The organism is Dietzia sp. 179-F 9C3 NHS, assembly GCF_045369825.1.
Lineage (GTDB): Bacteria > Actinomycetota > Actinomycetes > Mycobacteriales > Mycobacteriaceae > Dietzia.
On the sequence record NZ_JBIQES010000014.1, the window covers coordinates 54349 to 66060 of the forward strand.

An 11712-nucleotide genomic window follows, 5' to 3' on the forward strand; every position below is an offset into this window, starting at 1 on the left:
CCATGGCACAGGGGTACGACACGATCCGCGGCCCGAGGCCGGAGGCCCTACTCGAACGCCTCCGGCGGCGGACACGAGCACACGAGGTTGCGGTCGCCGTAGGCACCGTCGATCCGGCGCACCGCGGGCCACACCTTGGGCCGCCACGACGAACCGAGCGGATAGCCGGCCACGCTACGCGGGTAGGCGTGCTCCCACTCGTCGGCGGAGACGCTCTCGGCGGTGTGGGGCGCCCCGCGCAGCGGGTTGTCCTCGACCGTCCACTCCCCGCTCGCCACGCGGTCGATCTCGGCGCGGATGGCGGCCATGGCATCGCAGAACGCGTCGAGTTCGGCCAGGTTCTCGCTCTCGGTGGGCTCCACCATGAGCGTGTTGGCCACCGGGAAGCTCATCGTGGGCGCGTGGAAGCCGTAGTCGGCCAGCCGCTTGGCCACGTCGTTGATCGAGATGCCGACCGAGTCGATGAGCGGACGGAAGTCGAGGATGCACTCGTGCGCGACCCAGCCCCCGTCGCCGGAGTACAGCACCGGGAAGTGCTCGCCGATGCGGCGGGCGAGGTAGTTGGCGCTCGCGATGGCGGTGAGTGTGGCCCGGCGCAGACCCTCCGCCCCCATCATGCGGACGTAGGCCCACGTGATGGGCAGGATCGACGCGGAACCGAATGCCGCGGCCGAGACGACTGCGCCACCACCGAGCCCCTCCTCGTACGGGTGGCCGGGCAAGAACTCCCTCAGGTGCTCGGCCACCGCGACCGGGCCGACACCCGGCCCGCCACCGCCGTGCGGGATGCAGAACGTCTTGTGCAGGTTGAGGTGGCTCACGTCGCCGCCGAAGCGGCCCGGCCGGGCCACGCCGACGAGGGCGTTGAGATTGGCACCGTCGATGTACACCTGACCACCGGCATCGTGGACGACCGCGCAGATCTCCTCGATGTCGTGCTCGTACACGCCGTGGGTCGAGGGGTAGGTGATCATGATCGCCGCGAGCTCGTCGGCGTGCTTCGCGACCTTCTCCCGCAGGTCGTCCACGTCCACGTCGCCGTTGGGCCGACAGCCCACCACGACGACCTTCATGCCGGCCATGACGGCCGAGGCCGCGTTGGTACCGTGCGCGGAGGACGGAATGAGGCACACGGTCCGGGCGTCGTCTCCGCGCGAGCGGTGGTAGTCGCGGATCGCGAGCAGGCCCGCGTACTCGCCCTGGCTGCCCGCGTTGGGCTGCAGGCTCACCGCCGCATAGCCCGTGATGTCGACGAGCCACTGCTCGACGTCGGCGACGAGCTGCCGGATGCCGGCGGTCTGCTCGGCGGGCGCGAACGGGTGCAGCCGGTTGAACTCCGGCCACGTGATGGGCTCCATCTCCGTGGTGGCGTTGAGCTTCATGGTGCACGAGCCCAGCGGGATCATGGTGCGGTCCAGCGCCATGTCCTTGTCCGACAGCGCGCGCAGGTAGCGCAGCATCGCGGTCTCGGTGCGGTAGCGGGTGAACGCCTCGTGCTGCAGGTACTCGCTCGTCCGGTCGCCGTAGGCGGGGTCCACGAGGACCTCGAGGCCGCCCGCGTCGGCGACGTCCTCGACGCGGCCGCCGAACGCCTCGAGGACGAGCGCCACGTGGCCGGAGGTGGTGGCCTCGTCGCACGCGACGGACACGTGGTCGTCGTCGACCTTCCACAGGTTGATCCCGCGCTCGGCCGCGGCGGCGAGCACCTCGTCCGCGCGGCCGGGGACCTCGGCGAGGACGGTGTCGAAGAAGTCGGCGTGGACCACCCGCACCCCCGCGGCGACGAGCCCGTCGGCGAGCACGCCGGCGTGGGCGTGGACGCGCCGCGCGATGGCGGCGAGCCCTTCCGCTCCGTGGTACGAGGCGTACATCGCGGCGACGACGGCGAGGAGCACCTGCGCCGTGCAGATGTTGCTCGTCGCCTTGTCACGCCGGATGTGCTGCTCGCGGGTCTGCAGCGCCAGGCGGTAGGCCACGCGGCCGTCGGCGTCGGTGGACACGCCCACGAGCCGGCCCGGCAGGTTGCGAGCGTACTCGGAACGGCACGCGAGGTAGCCGGCGTGCGGGCCGCCGAAACCGAGCGGGACGCCGAAGCGCTGGGTGGAACCGAAGCACGCGTCGGCGCCCTTCTCCCCCGCCGGGGTGAGGACGGTGGCGGCGAGCAGGTCCACGCCGGCGGCCACGAGGACGCCGCGCTCATGACACTGCTCGATGAGCGCGGACACGTCCGCGACGCGCCCCGATGCACCGGGGGTCTGGACGAGGGCACCGAAGAACTCGCCCTCGGGCAGCCCGTCGTCGACGAGGTTCGCGGTGACGATCTCGATGCCGAGCGGCTCGGCGCGGGTGGCGAGGATGGCGGCGGTCTGCGCGAAGACGTCGGTGTCGACGGCGAAGCGGGGGCTTTTGCTCTTGCGGTTGGCCCGTCGCAGCATCGTCATGGCCTCGGCGGCGGCCGTCCCCTCGTCCAGCATCGACGAGTTGGCCATGTCCATGCCCGTGAGGTCGGAGACCATGGTCTGGAAGTTGAGCAGCGCCTCGAGGCGGCCCTGGCTGATCTCCGGCTGGTACGGCGTATAGCCCGTGTACCAGGCCGGGCTCTCCACCACGTTGCGCAGGATGACGCCCGGGGTGAGCGTGTCGTAGTAGCCCTGGCCGATCATCGAGACGGCCACGGTGTTGCGGTCGGCGAGCGCGCGCAGCGCGGCGAGCGTGTCGGACTCCGAGAGCGGCTCCGGGAGGGCGTCGATGCCCGTGGCGCGACCATCGGGGCCCACCTCGTCGAGGATGACGGCGGGAACGGCGCGCTCGGCCAGCTCGTCGAGTGAGCCCACGCCGATCGTCTCGAGGATGCGGGCCAGTCCGTCGGCGTCGGGCCCGAGGTGGCGGGCGACGAACTCGCCTCCGGTGCGTGCGGTGTGCGGGGTGGTCGTCAACGGTGCTCCTGAGAAGGGCGGGCCGCCCTCCGGTGGGCGGCGCGCGGGCCGGTCGTACCCTCTCCGCTCTGTCCCGTGCCGGGCCGCGCCGGCGCCTGAGAGATTCGACCGGGACCGCGGACCGCGGCCGGTCTTTCCCCGTGGGCGGGTGGTCGGTTCCACCGCTCTCCAGAGGCGTCCGTTCGACTCACGGTCCGGGTGCCTGAGAGATTCTCGGAGAGGAGTTGCTCCTTCGGCGCCCGCGGCCGGCTGCCGCGGTGCTCTCCCGTGCGTCGCGTGAACGCGGTCCCGAGTCTAGTCGCAGACGGCGCCGGCGCCCGCATCATCGCGGGAGGCGGCGCCGTCCGGTCGTGGAGCGCTAGCCGGTGCGGCGGTTGGCGCGGGCGCGGCGGCGGGCGGCGAGCTCGTCCTCGACCAGCTCGACGACGTCCTCCTCGGACACCGTCTCGGCGGGGAACTCGGAGATCGATCCGGCGAGTTCGCGCATGGCGCCACCGACACCGATGCCGAAGACCCCTTGGCCGCCCTGCAGCAGGTCGAAGACCTCCTCCTTGGAGGTGCACTCGAACACGGTGCGCCCATCGGAGAACAGGGTGATGGTGGCGAGGTCCTGGACCCCGCGGGAACGGATCTGGTCCACGGCCTTGCGGATGTTCTGCAGCGAGATCCCGGTGTCGAGGAGCTGCTTGACGATCTTGAGGACGAGGATGTCCTTGAAGGAGTAGAGGCGCTGGCTGCCGGAACCGGCAGCGTTGCGGATCGAGGGGACGACGAGGTCGGTGCGCGCCCAGTAGTCGAGCTGACGGTAGGTGATCCCGGCGACCTGGCAGGCGATGGGGACGCGGTACCCGGTGGTCGCGTCCGGGATACCGTCGTCCGGGAACAGACCGGGCTGCACCTCGTCCAGCGTGGCCTGCATGGCCTCGGCGGTGTCCCCGAGGAGACCCTCGGCTTCCGTACCGGTGGAGGACGACTCCGGACCCCGGGTGTGGTCGGCCACGATTGCTCCCTCACGAAAGGTGGTCTGTCGTCACGGCCGCGACGACAGGATGCCGGACACGAGCCGGCGCCTGAACCCGTGAACCCCATAGGTGTAGTTCACTGAAGGTCACGCTAGGCCCACGACCGCCACCGATCAACAGGACACGCGGAAAACCTCAACCTCAAGTTGAACTTTAGGTCTGGCTCTCACCTGCGAATTGGTGCCAGTGATGCTCTCGTGATCACGAACAGCCTGTGCACAAAGATCAGGGGGTGGAGCCGCCCGGCTCTTCCGGACCGTCGCCCTCGAGGAAGTCGTCCGCGCTCACCTGGTCCAGGAACTCGCGGAACGCCTCGACCTCCTCCTCGCCGCCCTCGGCGAGCGAGAGCCCCACTTCGTCGAGCACCTCGCGGCTCACGAGGACCGGAGACGACGTCCGCAGGGCGACCGCCACCGCGTCGGACGGCCGGGCCGACACGCGGCGACCGGCGTCGAAGACCATCTCGGCGAGGAATGTCCCCTCGGACACGCCCACGATCTCCACGCGCTCGAGCGGGTGCGAGAACGTCTCCAACAGGGTTGCGAGCAGGTCGTGCGTGAGCGGCCGCTCCGGCCGCACCCCCTGCTGCTGCAGGCTGATCGCGGCGGCCTCGGCCGCGCCGATCCAGATGGGGACGTACCGGCCGCCGTCGCGCTCCTTGAGGACGAGCACCGGGGCGTACTCCGGCTCCTCGAACCGGATGCCGACCACGTCCACCTCGCGCATGTTCTGTCTCATGTGCTCCGCCTCTCCCACGCCTCAAGCCTAACCGCGATCGCCCGCCCGGCGCGCTCGTCAGGAGTCGAGCGCGCGCCGGACCGCCACCGTGACGAGCGTGGAATGCAGCGCCACGGAGAGGGCCGCGATCTCCCGCGCAAGCTCCGCGGCGCGGTCGCGCGCGTCGGCGTCACCCTGGCGTGCCACCGGACCGGCGATCTGGGCGATGAGCCCGGTCTGGCGGTCCGCCGCCGTGCGGAAGCCGCGCAGGTGCCGGATGTCCACCCCGTGCGCGGCCAGGTCGCGGGCCGTGCGCGCGACGAGCACCGCCTCGGGGTCGTAGAAGCCGCCGGGGCCGGCCACGACGAGGCCGGCGGCCACCAGCTCGTCGACGAGCGCGGCGTCGACCCCGGACTGGTCGATGACGTTCTCCCGGGTGAGGCGCTTCTGCGCGTCGCTGCGGAAGTCGTCCGGCGCCGAGCCGGGCACGCCGCCCGCGCCCGAGCGCGGCACCAGCGCGGTGGTCGAGCCGTCGGCGATCGCGGCGTCGAGGGCGTCGAGCTCCTCACGGATCACCTTGAGCGGCAGGTACCGGTCACGCTGGGCGGTGAGCACGTAGCGCAGCCGCTCCGCATCCGTGGCACTGAAGCGGCGGTAACCGCTCGCGGTGCGCTCGGGCGTGACCAGTCCCTCGTTCTCCAGGAACCGGACCTTCGACACCGTCAGGTCCGGGAACTCCGGACCGAGAAGGGCGATGACGCCGCCGATGGAGAGGGATTCCCCGTCCGCGGCGCCGTGTCCGGCGGCCGTCACCGACCGGGCGTACCGGTGAGAAAGACGAGGCGGAACTTGCCGATCTGGACCTCGTCGCCGTTCGACAGGGACGCCGAGTCGACCGGCTCGCGGTTGACGTACGTGCCGTTGAGGGAACCCACGTCCACCACGGTGAAGGCCCCGCCCTCGCTCCGGAACTCGGCGTGCCGGCGGCTCACCGTGACGTCGTCGAGGAAAATGTCGCTGTCCGGGTGCCGCCCGGCCGAGGTGGTGGCCTGGTCCAGGAGGAAGCGCGAGCCGGCGTTGGGGCCCCGCTTGACCACCAGCAGCGCCTGCCCCTCGGGCAGGCCCTCCACGCCGGAGACGGCGGAGTCGGACTGCGCCGCCTGCTGGTCGGACTCGTTGAGGAGCTCCGCACGGAACACCGAGGTGGTCTCGGCGGTCGCCTCGGGCATGTTCTGGTTGTCGCTCACGTTCGTCTCTCCTCGTCCGAGCCCCGATCGGGGGCTCTGGCGTCCAGTGCTGTCGATTCTATGTCGGACGGGCCGTCCGCGGGGGGCGGGGCGGGGTCTGCCCCGCTCAGCCCTCGGTGACCTTGGCGTATCCCTCGGAGTCGAGGGTCTGCTCGAGCTGGGCCTCGAGATCCTCGGCGTCGGAGACCTCGAGCACCACGATCCAGCCCTCCCCGTACGGGTCGGAGTTGACGAGCTCCGGCGAGGCCTCGAGGGCGGCGTTGACCTCCACCACCTTCGCGCTCAGGGGCGCGTAGAGGTCGGACACGCTCTTGGGCGACTCGACCTCGCCGAACGGCTCACCGGACTCGGTCTCGCTGCCCACCTCGGGGAGCTGGACAAAGACGATGTCGCCGAGCTTGGACTGCGCGTACTCGGTGATGCCCACGCGGACCCGCGTGTCCGACACCCGCTCCACCCACTCGTGCTCCTCGGTGTAACGGAGCTGGTCGGGGATGTTCTGATCGCTCACTGACGTGCCCTTCTCGCGTGGCTCACTGCCGGTTTCACCTGGCGACATTACACACCGACACCGGCCTCGGCGTCAGTCGATCCGGGCGGACGCCGACGACTTCGGTGGTACCGCCCGCGCGACCCGCCAGGCCTGCCACAGGTAGATGGCACCGCTCCACAGATAGAGACCGACCCCCCAGTACAGGCAGGCCTGCCCGAGGATCCACAGTCCCTCGCCCCCGGGCACCCCCGCCTTGCCGGCGAGCAGCAGCGGGAACGACCAGAACAGTGCGAAGGTGGCCGCCTTGCCGAGGTAGATGACCTCCGGGTCGATCCCCCGGCGCCGGTACAGCGGCAACGTCGCCACGAGCAGGGCGTCGCGCACGAGCAGCACCACGACGAGCCACACGGGGATGTAGCCGGCCATCGCGAACACGACCGGGACCGCGGCCACGAGGAGACGGTCCGCGACGGGGTCGAGGCGTTCCCCCCACGTCGAGCGCATGTTCCAGAGCCGGGCGATCTTGCCGTCGAGCCAGTCGGACACCACGAGCACGCCGAGGATCCACAGGCCCAGGCGCGGGTCGTCCCAGACCAGGATGCACACGACCAGCACCGGGATGAGAGCGATGCGACCGAGGGAAATGACGTTGGGCAGCGTGAGGAACCGGTCGCTGAGCGCCGGCTCGTCGTCGTCGGACCGGTCCGGTCCGACGCCGGGGGGTACTGCCGCCGAGAGGTGCCCGTCGCGCGGCGGCGGGATCCGGGCGCCGAGGACGCGCCCCTCCCCGGTCCGCCACTCGCGCAGGTCGGTCTCTCGCCTGCCCTCCCGCGCCGCGTTCATCGGAACGTCGACATCATTCCGGAGAAGACGTTGCCGCCGGCGGCCATCGGGTTGTCGTGCACCATGTACGTCCAGGTGGAGGTGGGCCGCGCCATGGCATTGGCCTCGAGGTCCACCCCGGTGTTGGTGAAGGCGATCGTGGCGAAGGTCTCCTCGGACTCCCGCACGGCGTCCGCCGCGAGGTCCCGGAAGTGGTCGATCGCGATCCGGTGGAACTCGTCGAGCGGGTTCTCCCGCCCGAGCGCGCGCAGGTGGATGGACTCCCGGACGTCGTTCATCGTCTCCAGGTGGCGTGCCCAGCCCATGTCCAGGTGCCACAGCATGATCTCGCGGCAGCCCCGGACCACGGCGTCGCGGCCGTGCGCCTCGACGAGCTCCTCGGTGCGCGCGGGGTCGTGTGCGCCGAGTTCCTCGAACGCCCGCTCCGTCCGCAGCAGCGTCGAGCGACGCTCGGCGAGGATGTCGCGCTGCTCGGCGAGCAGCCGGCTGTAGCGCCACGTGTTGGAGTGGATCTCGAGCATCTGCCCCTCGGTGACGCGCTGGGCGTGGTCCACGGCGTCGCGGCCGCGGTTGCCCTTGAGCTCACCTGTCATCCGGTCGTGGGAGGTGGGGATCTTCTCCTCCTCGAGGGCCGCCACCACGACGTCGTCCTCCATGGAGGCGAAGAACACGGAGCTACCCGGGTCGCCCTGACGGCCTGCGCGCCCGCGGAGCTGGTTGTCCAGCCTCTCGGTGCGGTGCCGGCCGGTGCCCACCACGTGCAGGCCACCCAGGTCCACCACCTCGTCGCGCCGGGCCTCGTCGGAGCCGCCGAGCCGGATGTCGGTGCCGCGGCCGGCCATCTGGGTCGAGACGGTCACGTGGCCCACGTCGCCGGCCTCGGCGATGATCGCCGCCTCCTCCTCGTCGTTCTTGGCGTTGAGCACCACGCACGCGACGTCCTTCGCGGCCAGGCGTGCGGCGAGCTCCTCCGACTCGGCCACGTCATGGGTGCCCACGAGCACCGGCCGGCCGGTCGCGTGGACGGTGGCGATGTGCTCGACCAGCGCCCTGTTCTTGCTGTCGAGGTCGATATACGTGCGGTCGGCCTCGTCGAACCGCACGCACGGGGTGTTGGGGTCGATCTGCGAGACGCCGAGCGAATAGAACTCGCGGAGCTGCGCGCCGGCGGCGAGCGCGGTCCCGGTCATACCGCATACCTTGTCGTAGCGGCCGATGAAGGCCTGGACGGTGATGCTGTCGAGGATCTGCCCCGCCTCCGAGACCGTCACGCCCTCCTTGGCCTCGACGGCGGCCTGGAGCCCGTCCGGCCAGCGCTGGAGTTCGGCCACGCGGCCGCGGGAGGCGTTGATGAGCTGCACCCGGCCGTCGCGCACGATGTAGTCCACGTCGCGGCGGAGCAGGAAGCAGGCGTGCAGCGCCACGTTGACCTGGACGAGGGTGGTGCCCACGTGAACCGTGTCGAAGAGGTCGGCGATCCCCAGCTCGGTCTCGATCGCGCGGGCACCGTCGTCAGTGAGGAAGATGTTGCGGCGCTCGGAGTCCGTCTCGTAGTGGCGGCCCGGGCGCAGCTTGCGGACGGCGGCCAGCACCTCACCGGTCGGGGCCTCCCCCGAGGTTGACCCTGCCAGGACGAGCGGCACGAGCGCCTCGTCGACGAGCACCGAGTCGGCCTCGTCCACGATCGCGACGTCGGTGGTCGGCGAGATGAGGTCGGCCGGATCGGTGACGAGCTGCTCGCGCAGGACGTCGAACCCGATCTCGGAGACGGACCCGTAGGTCACGTCGCACGCGTACGCGGCCCGTCGCTGCTCGCGGGTCGAGGACTCGGTGACGTGCCCCACCGAGAGCCCGAGGAGTTCGAGCATGGGTCCCATCCACCGGGCGTCGCGCCGCGCCAGGTAGTCGTTGACGGAGATGACGTGCACGGTGTGCCCTTGCAGGGCGTAGCCGGCAGCCGCGACGGCGCCGGAAAGGGTCTTGCCCTCACCGGTGGCCATCTCCGCCACGTCGCCGGCGAACATGCGCAGGGCACCCTGCAATTGCACGTCGAACGGGCGCAGGCCCACCGCCCGCGTGGCCGCCTCGCGGGCCAGCGCGAGGAAACGGGACAGGTCCTCGGCCGACTCGCCGAAGAGTGCGAGGCCGTGGGCGGCGTCCGGGAACTGCTCGTCAGGCAGTTGCGCGGCCCACTCGTCGAAGGCGTGTGAGGCCTCGACGGCGCTCTGGGCGCGCGAGGTGTCGCGGCCCTGGGTCGAGCCCATGAGCTTCCAGAAGCGGTTGGCGAATCCCACGCGCGCGGTCCTTCCCGATCACGGTCTAGTCGGTCCCACGTTACGCACCCGTGGGCGGGACCCGCCCGGGGCGTGCCGCTAGCGGTCGGGCTCGATCTGGCCCCTCAGCCGCCGCATGGCCTCGGTGGAGAGCATCCGGTCCCCGGCGCGCGCGGCGAGGTGCTCGGCCGCGACGTCCGCCGGGGTGGGCTGATGGGCCGACGACGGCGGGCGCACCCCGTGCTCGCGAGCGATCCGCTCGAGGCGTTCGGCCTCGGCGCGGGCGATGTCCGCGCGGCCCTCGACGGACTCGACGAGCTCGCGGAACGCGACCGCGCGATCGACGACCTCCGCCCACACCTCGTCGATCGCGGCGCCGAGTCCGGTCTCCGCGACGAACCCCGATCCCGAGGTCGCGACCCCGGACTGGGCCGCGGCCTCGCGGAGTCGGCACAGGTCGCCGGCGAGGCCGACCACCTCCGTCTCCGCGTCGAACTGCAGGCGCACCTCCTCGACGGCGCGGCCGCCGCGGCGATAGGCGCGCACGAGGCGATCGTAGAGCCCGCCCACCTCCATGAGGGTGGCGGTGTACATCTCGGGCAGCCGTCGGCGCTCGGCCCGGATGTGCGGCATCGACGGCAGCGAGTCCACGACCGCCTGCACCCGGCCCGGGAGCACGACCCGGCCCATCTCGCGCTGGCTTCGCGCGGCCGCGACGGTGCCGAGCTCGGCGAGCGTGCGCGGGACGAGGGGCACGGGCACCATCGTCGGTGTGGAGGCTAGGGCGTCGAAGAGCCGCCCGCGGTCGTCGGTGTCGAGGTGCACGCCGCGACGACGGTCGAGCCGGATCTCCTTGACCTTGTAGGCGAAGACCCCGGCACCGCGGGTGAAGCCCGCGCGCATGAGCAGGTACTTGCGGTCCAGGTCCGCCAGCCGGGTGCGGACGGCGACCCGCAGCACGGTCGGCGGCCCGGTCTCCAGGACCCTGCGGGCCTCGTGCCGCTGCTCTTCGATCACGCGCACCTGGTGGAATCCGCCGACCGTCGGGAACGGTAGCCCCCGGTGCAGGCGTTCGAGCACCACGGAGGTGATCCGCGGATCGACGAGCCCGCAGGCCACGAGCAGCGCGGCGGGATCGGACAGCTCGGGTACCGGCGGCGGTCCCTCGCCGCGGCACATCCGGTCCACGTCGGACACGAGCCTGTGCCGGGCCGTCCGCGGTGTGCGCTCGTTGGCCATGCGCCCCTCCTCGCCCGCCCCGTCGGGGCGCGTCGCCTCTCACGGATTACAACGGTAGGCCTCAGCCGGGTGTTCCGAGGCGCCCCGTGGTCGCGGCGAAGTGATCTGCCCTGGGTTTCGTGGAGACCGTGGTCAGTCAATTTCGACCAGGGCCTTGTCGCCCTGGACCCGAGCGTAGAACGTCTGCTCGTATTCCGTGAGCGCGACGTCCCCGAGGTAGCCGTGCAGGCGGGCGGTGTTGTGCCAGTGGATCCACCCAAGGGTCGCGAGCTCGACGTCCTCGGCGGTCTTCCACGGGCCGCGTTGAGCGGGCCCGCGGATCAGTTCGGTCTTGTAGTAGCCGTTCACGTTTTCGGCGAGTGCGTTATCGAACGAGTCTCCGACCGTGCCGATCGACGGGGTCGCGCCGAGCTCGGCCAGTCGTTCGCCGTAGCGAAGGCATCGATGATGAAGCACACGTACGCCACCCCGACGAAAGTCGGCACGTAGGTCAGGTCGGTCACCCACAGCTGATTCGGTTCCGTCGCGGTGAAGTCGCGTTTGGCCAGGTCCGGACGGCGATCCGCGGCTGGGTCCCGGCGGGTCGTGCGAACCCGCTTGGTGCGCACCACCCCGGCAATATCCTCGGCGCGCATCAACCTCGAGACCTGGTCACGGCCGACGTTCAGGCCGGTCCGCCGGGCGGCTTTCCACAGCTTACGAGCCCCGTAGACGCGGAAGTTGTCCTCCCACAGCCGCCGAAGGACCGGCCGCAGCTCGGTGTCGCAGACCGATCGAGCGGACGCCGGCCGGACCTTACGGGCTGCGTGGCGACCCGCTTGACCGTCCCGTGATCGGTCCCCAACTCCGCCCGCAGCGTGCGCACTGTCAAGGGCCAGTGAGTTCTGCCCAGGGGCGGTCTTGAGACCTGCCCGGTGACGGTCACCAGATCTGCCCGGAGAT

At 71.3% G+C, this 11712-nt stretch carries 9 protein-coding genes, 1 pseudogene and 1 riboswitch; all 10 genes and pseudogenes read right to left on the reverse strand.

Annotated features, from left to right (window positions below):
* Positions 1 to 47: 47 nt before the first annotated feature.
* Positions 48 to 2936 carry an aminomethyl-transferring glycine dehydrogenase gene (gene gcvP, locus ACH0BZ_RS14410; protein WP_406899308.1) on the reverse strand — a complete coding sequence of 963 codons (2889 nt, stop codon included), beginning with the start codon at positions 2934 to 2936 and terminating at the stop codon, positions 48 to 50.
* Positions 2937 to 3116: 180 nt separating this feature from the next.
* Positions 3117 to 3214: riboswitch (glycine riboswitch) on the reverse strand.
* 80 nt (positions 3215 to 3294) lie between these two features.
* Positions 3295 to 3855: a MerR family transcriptional regulator gene (locus ACH0BZ_RS14415; RefSeq protein WP_406899317.1), complete on the reverse strand. Its 561-nt coding sequence runs from the start codon at positions 3853 to 3855 to the stop codon at positions 3295 to 3297.
* A 328-nt stretch (positions 3856 to 4183) separates the two neighbouring features.
* A complete protein-coding gene (locus ACH0BZ_RS14420; protein ID WP_406899318.1) occupies positions 4184 to 4684 on the reverse strand; it encodes a bifunctional nuclease family protein in 501 nt (166 codons plus the stop codon).
* A 69-nt stretch (positions 4685 to 4753) separates the two neighbouring features.
* Entirely contained in the window at positions 4754 to 5488 is a 735-nt protein-coding gene (locus ACH0BZ_RS14425) for a MerR family transcriptional regulator (RefSeq protein ID WP_406899309.1), read from the reverse strand.
* Positions 5485 to 5904, reverse strand: a complete 420-nt coding sequence (locus tag ACH0BZ_RS14430; protein WP_406899319.1) for an FHA domain-containing protein — start codon at positions 5902 to 5904, stop codon at positions 5485 to 5487. The genes ACH0BZ_RS14425 and ACH0BZ_RS14430 overlap by 4 nt, the downstream gene beginning before the upstream one ends.
* Before the next feature lie 124 nt (positions 5905 to 6028).
* On the reverse strand, positions 6029 to 6433 hold the full coding sequence (gene gcvH, locus ACH0BZ_RS14435; protein WP_406899310.1) for a glycine cleavage system protein GcvH: 405 nt from the start codon (positions 6431 to 6433) through the stop codon (positions 6029 to 6031).
* Positions 6434 to 6505: 72 nt separating this feature from the next.
* Positions 6506 to 7258: a CDP-alcohol phosphatidyltransferase family protein gene (locus ACH0BZ_RS14440; RefSeq protein ID WP_406899312.1), complete on the reverse strand. Its 753-nt coding sequence runs from the start codon at positions 7256 to 7258 to the stop codon at positions 6506 to 6508.
* The gene (secA2, locus tag ACH0BZ_RS14445; RefSeq protein WP_406899314.1) at positions 7255 to 9552 is read right to left on the reverse strand and encodes an accessory Sec system translocase SecA2; all 2298 of its coding nucleotides are present in this window, start codon (positions 9550 to 9552) and stop codon (positions 7255 to 7257) included. Before secA2 ends, ACH0BZ_RS14440 begins: the two co-directional genes overlap by 4 nt.
* 78 nt (positions 9553 to 9630) lie before the next feature.
* Positions 9631 to 10770, reverse strand: a complete 1140-nt coding sequence (locus ACH0BZ_RS14450) for a hypothetical protein (RefSeq protein ID WP_406899316.1) — start codon at positions 10768 to 10770, stop codon at positions 9631 to 9633.
* A gap of 132 nt (positions 10771 to 10902) precedes the next feature.
* Positions 10903 to 11567 (reverse strand): annotated as a pseudogene (locus tag ACH0BZ_RS14455) (IS3 family transposase); the annotation flags it as partial.
* Positions 11568 to 11712 lie beyond the last annotated feature (145 nt).

Coding starts and splice junctions, on each gene's coding strand:
- ACH0BZ_RS14415 (WP_406899317.1), bottom strand. CDS start 3,855: ATGCAGGCCACGCTGGACGAGGTGCAGCCCGGTCTGTTCCCGGACGAC.
- ACH0BZ_RS14440 (WP_406899312.1), bottom strand. CDS start 7,258: ATGAACGCGGCGCGGGAGGGCAGGCGAGAGACCGACCTGCGCGAGTGG.
- ACH0BZ_RS14420 (WP_406899318.1), bottom strand. CDS start 4,684: ATGCGCGAGGTGGACGTGGTCGGCATCCGGTTCGAGGAGCCGGAGTAC.
- ACH0BZ_RS14430 (WP_406899319.1), bottom strand. CDS start 5,904: ATGCCCGAGGCGACCGCCGAGACCACCTCGGTGTTCCGTGCGGAGCTC.
- ACH0BZ_RS14450 (WP_406899316.1), bottom strand. CDS start 10,770: ATGGCCAACGAGCGCACACCGCGGACGGCCCGGCACAGGCTCGTGTCC.